Here is a 15780-nt window from a genome sequence, read left to right as displayed (position 1 = left end):
TAATATTAGAAGCTAGACCATATGTGAATAAAACAATAGAAATATGCCATTTTTTTTCACTTAATTAAGGCTGCCAGGCACATTAACAGCGGTAAGCACATGCTGGTTTAATAAAAACCGCGTGAAGTAACAAAAAGCGGCTTTTGCAGCAAAAATACAGGAAAAATAAACAATCCTTGTCTAAACATTATAATATTCGTTGAATGAGGTAATCAGAGCATTGAATCAAAGTGGGGTGAAGTTATTATTTTACTGGCAAGTTTTAACAGCAAACATTCCCATTAATGGGCATTTTGAGTAGAATGGCCAATATTTTTAAGGATTATAAGGGTGGCGTTATGGCATTAGAACAGCACACGATTAGTTTTACGCAGCTAGGCATGCGTGATCTGGAGCAGGTTGGCGGAAAGAATGCGTCGCTGGGAGAAATGATTAGCCACTTATCTTCGGCCGGAGTCCAGGTTCCTACCGGATTTGCCACCACTGCCGCGGCTTTTCGTGAATTTTTACAGCAAAACAAGCTGGATGAGAGAATTCACCAGATGTTGCAATCCCTTGATACTGATAACATTAATGACCTCGTCGCCACGGGTAAGTCCATTCGGGAACTCATCATCAATACCCCATTTACCCGGCAATTCATTCAATCGGTAACTGATTCCTATAATGCATTGATAAAAGAGATAGGAAACAATGATTTTAGTGTCGCAGTACGTTCTTCGGCGACAGCGGAAGATCTGCCCGATGCCTCATTTGCCGGTCAGCAGGAAACCTTTCTCAATGTGAAAGGGATAGACGCTATTCTTGATGCTATCAAGCTGGTGTTTGCTTCATTGTACAATGACAGGGCAATTGCTTATCGTGTGCATCATGGGTTTGCTCATGATGAGGTTGCCTTATCTGCCGGGATCCAGCAAATGATACGCAGTGATCTTGCGGTGAGTGGCGTTATGTTTACTATCGATACTGAATCAGGCTTTGATCAGGTGGTGTTTATTACTTCTTCTTTTGGGCTGGGTGAAATGGTGGTGCAGGGCGCGGTTAATCCCGATGAGTTCTATGTTCACAAACCCGCCTTGAAAGCCGGCAGGCCCGCCGTGATTCGTAAAACTCTAGGCAGCAAGGCGCTCAAGATGATTTATGCACAAGATGCGGATAACGGCAAAACCGTGGAAACAGTTGATGTTTCTGAGGCCGAGCGGCTGCGCTTTTCATTAACACCGGCAGATATTGAAGAACTGGCTCGCTATGCGGTCATAATTGAAGAGCATTATGGTCGGCCTATGGATATTGAATGGGCAAAGGATGGCATCAATGGCCAGCTCTATATTTTGCAAGCGCGCCCGGAAACGGTGAGAAGCCGCGACAAACAACAGAAAAGAGAGCGCTATCAGTTGTTAAAGCGAGGCGAAGTCTTGAGCGAAGGACGCAGTATTGGCCAGAAAATTGGCCAGGGCAAAGCAAGAATTATTCATGACATTAGTGAAATGGATAAAATGGAACCCGGCGATGTGCTGATATCGGATATGACTGATCCTGATTGGGAACCTATTATGAAGCGTGCAGCAGCGATTGTCACCAATCGTGGCGGGCGAACCTGCCATGCAGCAATAATAGCCCGCGAGCTGGGAATCCCTGCAGTGGTTGGTTGCGGCGATGCGACAAAACACATTCGTGATGGCGAGGAAATCACTGTCAGTTGCGCAGAGGGAGATAATGGTTATGTGTACAAAGGGATTTTGCCCTTTGAGTATGCAACGCTTGATGTCGAGTCGATGCCTGAACTGCCAATGAAAATTATGCTGAATGTGGGAAATCCGGAGCGTGCATTTGCGTTTCAGTCTATTCCTAACTCCGGTGTTGGCTTGGCTCGCCTGGAATTTCTAATCTCCAATTCCATTGGTGTGCATCCCAAGGCGCTTTTGCAATTTGATCAATTGCAGGACGAGAAGCTGAAAGAGTATATTTCAAGAAAAACCGCGGCTTATGAGTCGTCAGTTGAATTTTATATAGAGCGCCTCAAGGAAGGGATTGCCACAATTGCCGCGGCATTTTATCCCAAGCCGGTTATTGTTCGGTTATCTGATTTTAAATCCAATGAATATGCCAATTTGACCGGGGGCGAGCTGTTTGAGCCCCATGAAGAAAACCCCATGCTCGGCTTTCGTGGTGCTTCCCGCTATGTTTCATCTGCGTTTGCGGATTGTTTTGCGCTTGAATGTGAGGCGGTAAAACGCGTACGTGAGGTCATGGGTTTTACCAATGTCGAAGTCATGATTCCTTTCGTAAGAACGGTACAGGAAGCGCATGATGTCATTGATGTATTGAAACAGCAGGGGCTTGAGCGCGGAAAGAATGGCCTTCGCATTATCATGATGTGTGAACTGCCTTCCAATGCCTTACTGGCTAACCAGTTTCTCGAATATTTTGACGGCTTCTCCATTGGCTCTAATGATCTAACCCAGTTAACTCTTGGTCTTGATAGGGACTCTGGGTTGGTTGCTTCGCAATTTGATGAGCGCAATGCTGCAGTTAAAGCTTTACTGCATATGGCCATTTCAACTTGCAAAAAGGCAGGCAAGTATGTGGGGATTTGCGGGCAAGGCCCCTCGGATCATAAGGATTTTGCTGAATGGCTGATGGCAGAGGGTATTGACAGCGTTTCCTTAAACCCTGATTCTGTTGTAGATACCTGTCTGTTTCTTGCCAAACACTCATCATGAGTTTTACAAAATATTGTGAGTTCCTGATTAGAAAGGCTTCTTCCTTGTTTGGGAAAAAGCCTGAGCTCTCAGCAATAAGCAAGGCTTGTGGCTGCTTCCTGGTTTTAATGATCTTTCCCCTGACTGTTTTAGCCCAAACGCAGCGGGAAGCTGAGCATGATCCGGTAGCCAGCATTATTTTTTGGGTCACTTTAATTTTTACTCTCTCAATAATGGGGCGATGTATTGCCAAAGCCCTTCGCCAGCCTGGTGTGTTGGGTGAATTGTTAATGGGCGTTTTGTTAGGAAATATCTGTTATTTTTTTGGCTCCGAGCTCATTGTTGTGCTTCGCGAGGGATCCGCGATTTTTAATATTATGAGAGATATACTGGGAAACGCCACTCTCGCTGAGGCTGTACAAAATAATATTGCGGATCCTGTTTATGCTCAGCAAATGGTGGTTGCGCTAAGCAGTGTGAAAGGAATTGATTATTTAAAAGTGGGTTATATTCTCGATATCTTTTCGCGCTATGGGGTCATTTTCCTTTTGTTTATGGTGGGCTTGGAAAGCTCATTCCAGGAGTTAAAGCATACAGGCCGTGAAGCTTTAAGCGTGGCTCTTATTGGTGTGGTCGCCCCAATTATTTTAGGCTTTGCTATTGCTCATTGGCTATTGCCGAATGCCTCCTACCAATCAGATTTATTCGTAGCCGCTACCTTGTCAGCGACCAGCATTGGCATTACTGCACGCGTTCTTTCCGAGTTAAAAAAGTTGCGTACCCGGGAAGCGCATACGATTTTAGGTGCGGCAATGATAGATGATGTGCTGGGATTGATCATTCTTTCGATTGTCAGCAGTATCGTCATTAATAATAGTCTGGACATGCTGGTGATAGTCCGAGTGGTTGTTTCGGCATTTTTATTTTTTACCGCAGTATTGACGATAGGCCCCTGGGCTTTAAGAAAATCGGTCAAAATGCTCAACTTTCTTGAATTATGGGAAGCAAAGCTTTTTTTGGCTTTTATTTTTTTAATGGCTCTAGCCTGGTTTGCAACTGTGGTTGGATTGTCTTCAATCATTGGCGCATTTGCCGCCGGTCTGATTATTCATGACGGCTATTTTGAACCTCATTCTGATTCAAGTTCTGTCAAGCCTTTTAATATCAAACAGTTAATTGCTCCTCTGGAGTTCATATTAGCGCCTTTGTTTTTTATACTGATTGGCATCCAGGTGAAACTGGAATCCTTTTTCGATTGGCATGTGTTAATGACTTCGGCAGGATTAATTGTTGCTGCCATAGTCGGAAAACTGATTAGCGGTTTGGGAGGAAACAGAAAAGATGATCGCCTGTTAATCGGCATCGGTATGTTGCCACGCGGTGAGGTCGGGCTTGTGTTCGCGTCCATTGGCCGCACATTGGGGGTTATTTCCGATCAATTATTTTCGGCCATCGTTTTAATGATTATAATCACTACTTTTTTAGCGCCTCCGCTATTAAAGTCTCGTTATGCTGCTTATGACCGGAGGAAGAATGAAGTTAACTCCTGATTTAATTGAAGCCGATGTGAGCAGGGCATTGGCTGAGGATTTGGGCACTGGAGATGTCAGTGCAGAGTTGCTGCCTGAGAGTCTTGAGGTGCGTGCGGAAATCATAAGCAGGGAAGCTATGCTGGTTTGTGGACAGCCCTGGGTAGAAACAGTGTTCCGCAGTTTAAGCCCTGCGATACAAATTAACTGGCATGTTGCTGAAGGACAGTGGCTGGCCGAACCCGCCACACTCTGTCAAATCAAGGGACCTGCACGTGAAATTTTGTCAGGCGAGCGTACAGCCTTGAATTTTTTTCAAACCCTTTCGGGAACGGCAACAAAAACCCGGCATTATTTGAAAGCGTTGGAAAATACCAAAGCCAAGCTGCTCGATACGCGAAAAACCTTACCTGGATTAAGACTGGCGCAAAAATATGCGGTTGCCTGCGCGGGTGGCGTGAATCATCGCTTAGGTTTGTATGATGCTTTTCTGATTAAGGAAAATCATATCAAGGCCTGTGGTTCAATTACACAGGCAATTCAAAAAGCAAAAACGATGCATCCTGAGTTAATGGTGGAAGTCGAAGTTGAAAATCTTGTGGAATTACAAGAAGCGCTTGAGGCAAAACCTGACCGAATTCTCCTTGATAATTTCAGTTTGCAGTTGCTGACTCAGGCTGTAAATCTTAACCAATCCTATGGCTCTACATTAGAGGCATCTGGAGGGGTAAGCCTTGAGACTATCCATGCAATCGCTCAAACAGGTGTTGATTTTATTTCTGTAGGCGGTTTAACCAAATGTGTTGAAGCCATCGATCTCAGCTTATTAATCAAGGAAATTCAATGAGCCCAAGAATTGTTTTAACAGGCGGCGGCACTGCAGGGCATGTTACACCTAATCTGGCCCTGATTGAAATTCTTAAGCGAGAGAATTGGCAGATTGACTACATTGGTTCAAAAAATGGGGTAGAAGATAGTATGATTCGGGCGCAAGGCGTTCCCTTTCATTCGATAAGCTCGGGTAAATTGCGGCGCTACTTTAGCTGGCAGAATTTTTTGGATCCTTTGCTTATTCTCAGGGGGATCTTTCAATCCTGGCGTTTGCTTAAACAGCTGAAAACGGATGTGGTATTTTCAAAAGGCGGTTTTGTCGCATTTCCTGTAGTATTTGCAGCCTGGTTACGCGGCATTCCGGTGATTGCTCATGAATCCGATTTAACCCCGGGACTTGCTAATCGTTTGAGTTTTCCTTTTGTTAATAAAATCGCCGTAAATTTTGCCTCAGCCAGTACTCATTTTAAACAAAAAGAAAAAGTGGAAGTGACTGGAACTCCAATTCGTTCGGAACTTTTTCGTGGCAATCGTCAAAAAGGGCTCGACCTTTGCGGCTTTAATGATGAAAAGCCCTGTCTTCTGGTGATGGGAGGAAGCCTTGGTGCAAGCAAAATAAATACAATTATTCGTAAGGCTCTACCCGAATTAACCAAGACCTGGCAGATTATTCATCTCTGTGGTAAAGGGAAACTGGACTCATCTATTAGCAACTCTGCCTATTGCCAGTTTGAATATGCCAATGAAGAGTTGTCTCATTTGTTTGCCGCCAGTGATTTGATTATTTCAAGAGCTGGAGCCAATGCAATTTACGAAATTCTTGCTCTACAAAAGCCTCATATCCTGATTCCCTTATCTGCAAAAGTAAGCAGAGGGGATCAAATTCAAAATGCACGCTTTTGCAAGCAGCAAGGTATTAGCGTGGTGCTCGATGATGATCTTTTTAACGAGGCAGAGCTGTTGAAGGCTATTGAAGAAGTGAAGGCCAATCGTGAGCATATTCTCGATAATATCAGACTCCTGGGAATTGAGTCTGCTACGGAGAAAGTATTAGCACTAATTAAGGAGTTATTAAGTGTTGAATCACCAAAAGCTGTTTGAATTCATAGGCAATGAATGGCAGGAAACTATTTTACCAAGCTTGATGGAATACATAAAAATTCCTAACAAGTCTCCTCATTTCGATCCGGATTGGGAAGCTCATGGTCATATGGAACAGGCCGTTAATCACATAGCAGATTGGTGCAGACATCATGCGCCACGCGATATGCTCATGGAAGTTGTACGACTGCCTGGCCGAACTCCTCTGATTTTTATGGAAGTTCCGGGACAGGGTGAGGAAACGGTATTGCTTTATGGGCATTTGGATAAGCAGCCTGAAATGTCTGGATGGAAAGAAGGCCTTGGTCCCTGGCAGCCTGTTTTAAAAGAGGGCAAGCTCTATGGGAGAGGGGGGGCTGATGACGGTTATGCTGCCTATGCGTCACTACTGGCGATCAATGCATTACAGAAGGAGGGGATCCCTCATGCGCGCTGCGTCATTCTGATTGAGGCTTGCGAGGAAAGCGGCAGTTATGATTTACCTTATTATATTCAGGCTCTTGAGGAGAGAATAGGAAAACCTTCTCTCGTCATTTGCCTGGATTCTGGCGCAGGAAATTATGAGCAGCTATGGATGACGACCTCATTGCGCGGCAATATTGTCGGCGAATTATCCGTTGAGGTGTTAAAAGAAGGGGTTCATTCAGGCAGCGCCAGCGGCATTGTCGCTGACAGTTTCCGTATTGCCAGGCAGTTATTAAGCCGAGTGGAAAATGAAACAAATGGGGCTATTCAGCTCGAAGAGCTGTATTGTGAAATCCCGGCAGAGCGTGTTAACCAGGCTGAAGCCTGCGCTGAAGTGCTGAAAGAGGAAGTTTATAAAGCCTTTCCTTTTCAGGAACGAGTGTTACCCGTCAGCATGGAGAGAGCGGAGTTGATCTTAAACCGGACCTGGCGCCCTGCCATGACGATTACTGGCGCGGAAGGTTTGCCGAATCTCGCCAATGCGGGCAATGTCTTAAGACCTAAAACAGTCCTAAAAGTCTCTATGCGTATTCCGCCTTTGGTCAATCCTGAGAAAGCTGCGAAAGCACTTAAATCAACCCTGACAGAAAATCCTCCCTATTCGGCAAAAGTAGATTTTAATATTGCGGACGGCGCAGAGGGTTGGCACGCTCCATTGTTAACAGAATGGTTCTCACAGGCAGTCAATGATGCGTCAATGACTTTCTACCAGAAGCCGGCGATCTATATGGGTGAGGGGGGTACCATTCCGTTTATGGGCATGTTAGGCAAAAAATTTCCACAGGCTCAATTTATGATAACGGGGGTCTTGGGGCCGCAGTCCAACGCGCATGGACCTAACGAATTTCTGCATTTGGAAATGGCGGAAAAATTAACGGCTTGCGTTTCATTTGTTCTTGCCAAACATTTTGATCATTTTGCTCTCGACAGAACAATTAATAACTGACATACTGACGGCCGTTCTAATTATGGAAATAATGGAACGGTCAAAAAATAGCCTGGAAAGGCTGTTAGTCCAATCAATATGGAGAAAAAAATGAAAAGCAAATTAATTGGTTTAATACTCTCTTTTGTTATGTTCAATCTTCCGCTTCATGCTTCAGAAGTTCCGGTTACACCTACAGAAAAGCAATCAGGTTCAACAATCAATCTCAATAGCGCTGATATAAAGACCTTGTCCAAATCCATTAAGGGGATTGGAAAAAAGCGGGCGGAATCGATTATAAAATATCGGACCGAGCATGGAGATTTCAAACGGGTGGAGGATTTGGCCTCAGTTCCTGGAATTGGAAAAAAATTTGTAAATTCGCATCTGAAAGAATTGCAAAAAACATTTATTATACAGTAAATTAGTATCCGGCTGCGGGCTCACGTTCATCCCACGATATTAATCCCTCAAGTGGATCCGCAGCCAGTTAGTATTTTACAGCAAACCCTATCCCTGTTTATACAATTCTAGCGGATCTGCTATAGCGATTTTCGTTTATTCTTATGCTCTTGTAATCTTTATTAGTCTAATATTTTAGAATACAGTAGTTATTCACCCGTTCTTTTGAGATTTCAATGATCATTAAGATTATTATAATTTTTTTCCTTCTAATCGTCGCATTGATTGGTATTAGAATCGTGACCTGGCCATCTAATCCCTATCCAGGGCAACAAGCCAGCGCTGAATCAATTCCTCATTTTGACAGTATCGAATTAAATTTCGTACACAAATTTAATAATGAGAAATCCCTGCCATTTATGGGAGCTGCAATTTTTAATCTTGAGGGGAATGATGTCCAGTATCTGTTTGCAGGAGGAGGATATAATCAGGAAGATAAATTATTCAAATTCGCAGATGGCCAGTTTGTCGATGTTTCTGCGCAGACTGGATTACAAAAACCTGCTAACGATACAACTTACGGAGTAATTGCCGTTGATGCAAATCATGATGGCTTGCCCGATTTGTTTGTAGCCCGTGACAGTGGAATTTATTTCTATGAAAATGTACAGGGTCGGTTCAATATCAAAAAACTTGATATTCAAATGGACCCACGCTATTCACCTATTTCAATAGCCAGCGCTGATTTGCAAAAAAAAGGCACAGTTGATTTGTATGTCGCAGCCTACATCAAACCTGAGTTTGTAGAAGGGCAAACGATTTTTAATAAGAAAGATTATGGAGCGAAAAGTTTATTATTAAAAAATAATGGTGATAATACGTTCACAGATATTACCGACAGTGCCGGATTGAATTATATTCATAACACCTTTCAGGGCGTTTTTGTGGATTTAGACGGTGATAATGAACTTGACCTGGTGGTGGCACACGATACAGGTCAGGTAAGAACTTATAAAAACATGGGTAACCTGACTTTCAAATACATGCCCAATCCCACTTCGACAGTATACTCCTATCCTATGGGGATTGCCGTAGGAGATTATAATGATGATGGCCTTCCAGATCTGTTTTTTAGTAATATCGGCCCATCTTATTGGTGGAATTTAGGCTCTACACCTCCAGGTTTTATAGTCAGAGGTGATTTAAGGAAAGATCAGACTTTATTACGGGATAATATTTTTCTGAAAAATAAAGGTAATTTTCAGTTTGAAGATGTGGCTAAACAGACCATGACGGCCGACTACGAGTTTGGATGGGGTGTGATATTCCAGGATTTCACTAATGATGGCAGGCAGGATTTGGTAATTGCTCAAAATTACATTGGATTTCCCTTGCATAAATTATTCCGGCTGCCTGGCCGAGTTTTGAAAGAATTACCCAATCAAACTTATGCCAGCATTGAAAAGCAGGCAAATGCAGAAGACCCTTATTTTGCGATCTCTCCTCTAAGCACCGATTTCACGGGGAATGGTTATCCGGATTTGCTTTATACAAACCTTAATGGACCGCTTAAAGTTTTCCTGAATAATACAGGGGGAACTAATAAGTTTATAAAAATTCAGATGCCTTACTCTCCAGAAGCACTGGGTGCGGTGCTTAAATTGAGGTTGACGAATGGGAAAGTGCTGACCCGATTTTTTGTGCCGACTCAAGGCTTGTGCGCTTATCAGGGAAATCAGATCATCTTTGGTCTGGGCAAGGACCAAACTGCAGAACTTCTAACTGTCCGCTACATGAATGGAACTGAGCAAACAATAAATCATCCAGCAACCAACAGTACCATTCATATAGGTAAAACGGACTCACCCCCTGAGCCGAATGGCGAAAAAGGTTGAGAGTGCAAAGAATAGAGTGTAGGTAACATTCATAGCTATTGGCATAATGTATTTGCCAATAGCTGGTGATATAAAATAAATCAAAAAGACGGCAAGCAGGATGAAGAAGGGATTTAAAGCCCACATCCAGCTTGGATAATAAGTCGATCCAGTTAAAACGAGGTAGATAAATCCGGCAGACATAGCCAGGGTGGTTACACGTATGATCTGAAGTAATGTTTCCTCATAAAGCTGATAAGATGCAATTAACTCTGCATTGGCTGAGGTTTTGCTTTGTATAATAGCCGCTATGATTGCCCGCGAACCAATCCAGACGATTCCCATAATAAATCCATATGCCGCAGTCAATGCGACTGCGGCTGGCAATTTACCTCCTGCTGGAAGTAACATTTGATAAAGATGCCAAAAGCCAACCAGGTAAAACGGAGCTGCCAGAACGGCGATAAAATGTCCCCATAGCAAACGTTTAGGGGATATATCATGAAAAAACTGATAAGGGATTTTAGAATCATAGCCATTCGAAGTATAGTGGAGAAGGAACTCTCCTGTGCCCACCAGAACTGCTGCTGCCAATCCAATAAAACCAGCCAGAATAATTTTGTCTATGCTCATATTAGTATCATCCCAAAATAATGAGTATCTCTATGTATACTATGAAATCAGGCTCGGTAGAACAACCCAATGATGAGTGGGTCAAAAAATTATATGACCAGGCACGACAAGAAACGAAAATGGTGCCTAATCTTTTTAAGGTAATGGCCAATGCTCCAGAACTGCTGCAAGCCTATCTGGATACCTACAGATTATTCAGTCAACACTCTGGGTTTTCTTCTGAAGAACAACAAATCATTTTTCTGGTAATCAGTTATGAAAATGGATGTGGTTATTGTCTGGCTGCCCATGGAACTGTTGCCAGTATGGTGGCTAAAATTCCTTATGAAGTGACTGACGCTATTAACAGCGATGCCGAAATTCCTGTACCCAAATATCAGGTTCTGGCTAATTTTATCCGGGAAATGATCTGGAGCAGGGGACGGCCATCCGAAGATAAAGTAAAGGAGTTTCTGGCTGAGGGCTACACTGAAAAGCAGATATTGGATATCATTCTTGCCATCTCATTGAAAACCCTGTCCAATTATACAAATCATGTATTTAATACGCCAATCGATGCTGTATTCAAGGCACAGCAATCGAGATTGGGAAAATTTGTCACACGCGTATATCAGGGATTTAATCGAAAAAAGTAATTTGTTATCACTGTTATCCGTTGACATAGCAGCGCAAAGCTTTAGCTCATGTAGATAATAACGTTTTGCAATCCTGCGATAATGATTACGCCACTCTTATGTAAATCGCAGTTCCAAAAAAAAAACTGCGATTTACAATGACAAAAATCCATTAAGCCCTGATTTGAACACCAATATAGGGCCCATAATAGGTAACATAGTTCAGCCGTAATGGATCATTGGGTCCTGTTCCGGCGCGTCTGCCATGAATATCATCATAATAAATGACTTTAAATCCCCCATTGATACCCGCTTCATAAGCACCCAAGGGCAGGTCGTACTGCAGTCCAATGTCGAGGAAGCCATAAGGTACGAGCCGTTCTCGATCGAAGTTTTTAAAGTCAATATAGGTAATAGGCTGGATGGGAGCATCATTAATATCTCCCATTGTCCGCATATCCGCATCTCCAATGAGGAACCCTAAGGTGAAGTCATTTTTTAGCGTCAATCTATCGAATAGTGGATAATGGCTTTCAAGGCCTATTATGGGGCCAATTCCTCGGAAACGACTCGTGAGATAATGGACAAAAGCAGCGTCGCTGCGATAAAACCGTTGGATTAATCGATCATTCTCCTCAACATAATGAAGTCCGGTGTAAGGTCTTAATCGCCAACCCGATTGGGAGGCATTGATGTTAGCACCGATAGATAATTCATAATTGTCCAGATCAAAGAGCACTTTTCCTGCAGCCCCACCAAAAAAATCGGAAACAAGTGTCGAGTTGACGACTAATAATGAATCAGGAATCGTCACTGAGGAGCCAAACTCATGATCAAAATGAGTCGTCCTGAACTGAATATCAGCTTGAGGCGTCCAGTTATACTTGACAAATGCTGACCAGGAAGGCTCATAAGACGGGTTTACATAACTTCCATGCGCAGCAACAACTGTGGGTGTTACAAAAACCATTTCAGTCGCATAATCAATCATCGCACCATCGGGTCTCAAATAAGACAGCTCACCGCCAATTGTCCATCGGCAGCAAGGGCTGCTGCTTTGCTGAGGCCCCATATCTCCCGCGCTAGCCGTCGTTAGGACAGACAGTAATAACATTCCAGTTACATATTGCTTCATCGTTAAAAACTCCTTGTTTCTGATATCAAAAGCCAATTTACTCTGATTACTTTGCGTGTGATCTGAAGTCAGGCGCCAAGAATACTACACGAACCACCCTCCGTCTTTAATATTTTAGGAATTGCTCATTAATTGCGAATACAGCTAAACTGGCAATGGCATAATAAAAGGCCTAATGCAAAGATCTCACAAAGATCTGTCGATTTTTATCCAAATATAAGGTAAAGTACAGGCCAAAAAAAGAACGAGGTAATGTTGCACATGTTCAGGAAACTCAGGGGCGTATTTTCCAATGATCTGTCGATTGACTTGGGAACCGCCAACACATTGATTTATGTGAGGGACAAGGGGATCGTCTTAAATGAACCCTCTGTTGTGGCTCTCAGAAATGAATCCGGGCAGAAGCGGGTTGCCGCTGTAGGGCTCGAAGCCAAGAGAATGCTGGGACGTACTCCCGGAAATATAAACGCGATCAGGCCCATGAAAGACGGTGTTATTGCCGATTTTTTTGTTACTGAAAAAATGTTGCAGCATTTCATACACAAAGTTCATGAAAACCGATTTTTACGTCCAAGCCCGCGTGTTCTGGTATGCGTGCCTTGCGGATCAACACAGGTAGAGCGCAGAGCGATTCGTGAGTCCGCGATGGGCGCTGGTGCCCGCGAAGTATTTCTGATCGAAGAGCCCATGGCTGCGGCATTAGGTTCAGGTATGCCAGTTGAAGAAGCCAGTGGTTCAATGGTAGTGGATATTGGCGGGGGTACTACCGAAGTCGCTATTATTTCTCTCAGTGGAATTGTGTATCATCAGTCGGTTCGTATTGGTGGTGACAAATTTGATGATGCCATCGTTTCCTATGTGCGCAGAAATTATGGAACACTGATTGGTGAAACCACCGCTGAGCGTATCAAGCATGAAATTGGCTCAGCCTTCCCCAGCCGTGATCTGTTTGAGATTGAAGTGCGTGGAAGAAATCTGGCTGAGGGAGTGCCAAGAAGTTTTACACTAACCAGTGCCGAAATTTTAGAAGCTTTACAAGAGCCTCTTTCGGGCATTGTGGGTGCAGTCCGTGCGGCTCTTGAGCTTGCACCTCCCGAATTGGCAGCGGATATAGCCGAGCGGGGCATGGTATTAACAGGTGGTGGTGCGCTTTTAAAAAATATGGATACGCTGCTTATGGAAGAAACCGGTCTTCCGGTTCTGGTGGCGGAAGATCCATTGACTTGCGTAGCACGCGGTGGTGGTAAGGCATTAGAAACAATGGACCTTCGCGGCGGTGATTTCCTCTCAACCGAATAATTCCAAAAATAGATTATTTACTAAAGGCAGGCACAAAACCTCAGGTTTTGTGTTTGCTGTTGCTTTATCTATTGCTTTGATGTTTTCTGATTACCACTATAACTATCTGGGTTCAGTGCGTAATGGCTTTTCCTTTCTCGTTTCTCCCTTACAATACGCAGTCGATTATCCCGTTCGTATTATTGGCTGGATTCAGTCACTGGTAGGCTCCAAAAACGCCTTAATTAATGAGAATATGCAGCTTCGCTATCAACAAACTATGCTTGAAGCGGAACTGCAAAAATTAATGGCGATTAAAGAAGAGAACTCCCAGCTTCGCGAGTTGTTACTAACCTCCTCAAAAGCACAGATGCGGGCAATGGCTGGGCAAATTCTTGCGGTTGATACGACGACGGCTCGTCAGTTTGTTGTATTAAATAAAGGCAAGCGGGACGGTGCTTATGTAGGGCAGCCTGTTTTGGATGCAAAAGGTGTAATGGGGCAGATCATTGATGTGGGTTATATGACCAGCACCGTATTGCTGATTTCAGATTCAAAAAGCGCTGTTCCTGTAAGAAATACCCGTACGGGTGAGCGGGCAATACTGGTTGGCAGCAATAATCTCGGGCAGCTGTCTTTGATTAATCTGCCGCGCACTTCCAATATAGCAAAAGATGACTTATTGGTTACCTCGGGCCTGGGCCGTCTATATCCCGAAGGATATCCTGTGGGGCGTGTGGAGTCTGTTCAAAGTATACCGGGAGATGCCTTCATCAAGGTGAATGTCACACCGGTTGCTCTTTTAAACCGAAATCGCCTGGTCTTGCTTATCTGGCCGGATAAAGAGCAAGCCGAGTTGACTCGTCAGATTAATGAGCGAATCAATGCTGCTGGAGCCAGCTCATGAGTTCACTGAATATACGCTTACTTATTGCATTTTTACTGGCATTGGCACTCAGTATTCTGCCTTTACCCGAACTCATTGTGGGTATCAGACCGCCCTGGATACTGCTATTGATGCTTTATATCCAGTTCTATCTGCCTGATCGCTTTAGTCTGGCGGTTCTTATTCTCATGGGGCTCATTCTCGATACTCTGCTGTCGACGATTATTGGTGAGCATACCTTTGCCTTATCGATTGTTACCTGGATTGCCAGCAGCAAATCCAGGCGATTCTGTCTTTTTTCAATTGGCCAGCAAATGGTTTTGGTAGGCATTGCGGTTCTGGTGTATCAGCTATGTATTTTTGGCATCGATATTATTCTTGGCGGTTATGCCAGTCTTTTTGATGTCCTCGGCAGTGCAGTCATCAGTATTTTGATATGGCCCTGGATTCGATTATTAACCGAAGACACGCTGCTTACTAAAATACATCCTCGATCGCAATTTAATTGAATATTATAAGGCCCCGGTTTATCAGATAGTCACCACTTTATATTGACCTGGTAAGAGATCTCCCAGTTCCCAATCAGCTATCCGGTGACGTATAAGACGCAGCGTTGGAAAGCCAATTGCGGCCGTCATTCGCCTGACCTGATGATTTTTGCCTTCGCAAAGCACAATCTCAAGCCACGAGGTGGGTATCGATTTGCGGAAACGAACCGGCGGATTTCTTGGCCATAGATTGGCAGGTTCTTCAATGATTCTGGCTTCGGCTGGAAGAAAAGTTTCCTTTTCAAGTTTTAAACCAGCACGTAATTTGTTTAAATCACTATCGACAGGGGTTCCTTCAACCTGTACCCAATAATATTTCTGTTTACGTTTATCAGGATGAGTGAGTGCGTGTTGGAGCTTGCCGTCATTGCTTAGTAACAAAAGTCCTTCGCTATTTTTATCAAGCCTGCCGGCAGCGTAAAAGCCAGGCATTGAAATATAATCAGCCAGTGTTTTGTCTTGTTCTTCACCAGTAAACTGGCAAAGGACTCCGAATGGTTTATTAAACAGAATGATTCGTTTCACAAGGGGTCTATACCAATAAAAGATGAATTATGCCGAATTAGAAGAAAAGTGTCTAATTCCGAAAGCCCTTCATTTTGAGCCAGCCGAACGGTTTGAATCCAGATCACTTCGAGGTGCTTGGGTTAAAGAGTTTTAGCATGCTATGATAGCGCTCATTGGAGTAATAAGCGTATTATTGATGAGCATGGAAATGGCTCTCGTATAATTTTCCTGCTTCATTGCAGGGATAATACTCAAACGTAGCTATTTGGCCTGGATATAAGATTTCTTCCTTGTATTACTTGCTTTCCAAATGAGCACTGAAGCCTAAATCGCCTTGGTGATCATGAATT

At 43.7% G+C, this 15780-nt stretch carries 14 protein-coding genes; 11 read left to right on the top strand and 3 right to left on the bottom strand.

From position 1 onward, the window contains the following. Window positions 1-338: 338 nt before the first annotated feature. The 7 genes from ppsA (at window position 339) to DYH61_RS10370 (ending at window position 9850) form a co-directional block, all read left to right on the top strand. A complete protein-coding gene (gene ppsA / locus DYH61_RS10400; RefSeq protein ID WP_058507378.1) occupies window positions 339-2723 on the top strand; it encodes a phosphoenolpyruvate synthase in 2385 nt (794 codons plus the stop codon). Continuing rightward, on the top strand, window positions 2720-4252 hold the full coding sequence (locus tag DYH61_RS10395) for a cation:proton antiporter (RefSeq protein ID WP_234999869.1): 1533 nt from the start codon (window positions 2720-2722) through the stop codon (window positions 4250-4252). Before ppsA ends, DYH61_RS10395 begins: the two co-directional genes overlap by 4 nt. Then, complete coding sequence (gene nadC, locus DYH61_RS10390) at window positions 4236-5078, top strand: carboxylating nicotinate-nucleotide diphosphorylase (RefSeq protein WP_058507364.1); 843 nt, start codon at window positions 4236-4238, stop codon at window positions 5076-5078. The genes DYH61_RS10395 and nadC overlap by 17 nt, the downstream gene beginning before the upstream one ends. Then, the gene (locus tag DYH61_RS10385; RefSeq protein WP_058507363.1) at window positions 5075-6163 is read left to right on the top strand and encodes an undecaprenyldiphospho-muramoylpentapeptide beta-N-acetylglucosaminyltransferase; all 1089 of its coding nucleotides are present in this window, start codon (window positions 5075-5077) and stop codon (window positions 6161-6163) included. The genes nadC and DYH61_RS10385 overlap by 4 nt, the downstream gene beginning before the upstream one ends. After that, window positions 6138-7574 (top strand): M20 family metallopeptidase, encoded by a 1437-nt coding sequence (locus DYH61_RS10380; RefSeq protein WP_058507362.1) that lies wholly within the window; start codon window positions 6138-6140, stop codon window positions 7572-7574. Before DYH61_RS10385 ends, DYH61_RS10380 begins: the two co-directional genes overlap by 26 nt. 90 nt (window positions 7575-7664) lie before the next feature. Next, window positions 7665-7976 carry a ComEA family DNA-binding protein gene (locus tag DYH61_RS10375; RefSeq protein ID WP_065236148.1) on the top strand — a complete coding sequence of 104 codons (312 nt, stop codon included), beginning with the start codon at window positions 7665-7667 and terminating at the stop codon, window positions 7974-7976. Window positions 7977-8191: 215 nt separating this feature from the next. Continuing rightward, a complete protein-coding gene (locus DYH61_RS10370; RefSeq protein ID WP_058507361.1) occupies window positions 8192-9850 on the top strand; it encodes a CRTAC1 family protein in 1659 nt (552 codons plus the stop codon). Here the strand turns inward: DYH61_RS10370 and DYH61_RS10365 are convergent. Further along, window positions 9818-10462, bottom strand: coding sequence for a DUF6796 family protein (locus DYH61_RS10365; protein ID WP_058507360.1), 645 nt, complete (start codon window positions 10460-10462; stop codon window positions 9818-9820). The genes DYH61_RS10370 and DYH61_RS10365 overlap by 33 nt on opposite strands. A 32-nt stretch (window positions 10463-10494) precedes the next feature. Between DYH61_RS10365 and DYH61_RS10360 the strand changes: the two genes are divergently transcribed. After that, window positions 10495-11097 (top strand): carboxymuconolactone decarboxylase family protein, encoded by a 603-nt coding sequence (locus DYH61_RS10360; protein ID WP_234999868.1) that lies wholly within the window; start codon window positions 10495-10497, stop codon window positions 11095-11097. Window positions 11098-11248: 151 nt separating this feature from the next. On the opposite strand, the gene DYH61_RS10355 is transcribed toward DYH61_RS10360, so the two are convergent. Then, on the bottom strand, window positions 11249-12211 hold the full coding sequence (locus tag DYH61_RS10355) for an Lpg1974 family pore-forming outer membrane protein (RefSeq protein WP_058507358.1): 963 nt from the start codon (window positions 12209-12211) through the stop codon (window positions 11249-11251). 261 nt (window positions 12212-12472) lie between these two features. On the opposite strand from DYH61_RS10355, the gene DYH61_RS10350 reads away from it, so the two are divergent. Genes DYH61_RS10350 through mreD form a run of 3 tightly spaced genes read left to right on the top strand, consistent with a single transcriptional unit; the run spans window position 12473 to window position 14884 of the window. After that, window positions 12473-13510: a rod shape-determining protein gene (locus DYH61_RS10350; RefSeq protein WP_025385468.1), complete on the top strand. Its 1038-nt coding sequence runs from the start codon at window positions 12473-12475 to the stop codon at window positions 13508-13510. Then, window positions 13488-14396 carry a rod shape-determining protein MreC gene (gene mreC, locus DYH61_RS10345; protein WP_058507357.1) on the top strand — a complete coding sequence of 303 codons (909 nt, stop codon included), beginning with the start codon at window positions 13488-13490 and terminating at the stop codon, window positions 14394-14396. Before DYH61_RS10350 ends, mreC begins: the two co-directional genes overlap by 23 nt. Further along, entirely contained in the window at window positions 14393-14884 is a 492-nt protein-coding gene (gene mreD, locus DYH61_RS10340; RefSeq protein WP_058507356.1) for a rod shape-determining protein MreD, read from the top strand. Before mreC ends, mreD begins: the two co-directional genes overlap by 4 nt. A 21-nt stretch (window positions 14885-14905) precedes the next feature. On the opposite strand, the gene DYH61_RS10335 is transcribed toward mreD, so the two are convergent. Further along, on the bottom strand, window positions 14906-15448 hold the full coding sequence (locus DYH61_RS10335) for a pseudouridine synthase (RefSeq protein WP_058507355.1): 543 nt from the start codon (window positions 15446-15448) through the stop codon (window positions 14906-14908). Between the last annotated feature and the right edge of the window lie 332 nt (window positions 15449-15780).

The sequence above is a fragment of the Legionella quinlivanii genome (assembly GCF_900461555.1).
Lineage (GTDB): Bacteria > Pseudomonadota > Gammaproteobacteria > Legionellales > Legionellaceae > Legionella_C > Legionella_C quinlivanii.
The sequence above is the reverse complement of the archived record's forward strand: the minus strand, read 5'-3'. Positions and strand labels throughout refer to the sequence as shown.

Coding starts and splice junctions, on each gene's coding strand:
- DYH61_RS10395 (WP_234999869.1), top strand. CDS start 2,720: ATGAGTTTTACAAAATATTGTGAGTTCCTGATTAGAAAGGCTTCTTCC.
- DYH61_RS10375 (WP_065236148.1), top strand. CDS start 7,665: ATGAAAAGCAAATTAATTGGTTTAATACTCTCTTTTGTTATGTTCAAT.
- mreD (WP_058507356.1), top strand. CDS start 14,393: ATGAGTTCACTGAATATACGCTTACTTATTGCATTTTTACTGGCATTG.
- nadC (WP_058507364.1), top strand. CDS start 4,236: ATGAAGTTAACTCCTGATTTAATTGAAGCCGATGTGAGCAGGGCATTG.
- ppsA (WP_058507378.1), top strand. CDS start 339: ATGGCATTAGAACAGCACACGATTAGTTTTACGCAGCTAGGCATGCGT.
- DYH61_RS10365 (WP_058507360.1), bottom strand. CDS start 10,462: ATGAGCATAGACAAAATTATTCTGGCTGGTTTTATTGGATTGGCAGCA.
- DYH61_RS10350 (WP_025385468.1), top strand. CDS start 12,473: ATGTTCAGGAAACTCAGGGGCGTATTTTCCAATGATCTGTCGATTGAC.
- DYH61_RS10355 (WP_058507358.1), bottom strand. CDS start 12,211: ATGAAGCAATATGTAACTGGAATGTTATTACTGTCTGTCCTAACGACG.
- DYH61_RS10370 (WP_058507361.1), top strand. CDS start 8,192: ATGATCATTAAGATTATTATAATTTTTTTCCTTCTAATCGTCGCATTG.
- DYH61_RS10360 (WP_234999868.1), top strand. CDS start 10,495: ATGTATACTATGAAATCAGGCTCGGTAGAACAACCCAATGATGAGTGG.
- DYH61_RS10385 (WP_058507363.1), top strand. CDS start 5,075: ATGAGCCCAAGAATTGTTTTAACAGGCGGCGGCACTGCAGGGCATGTT.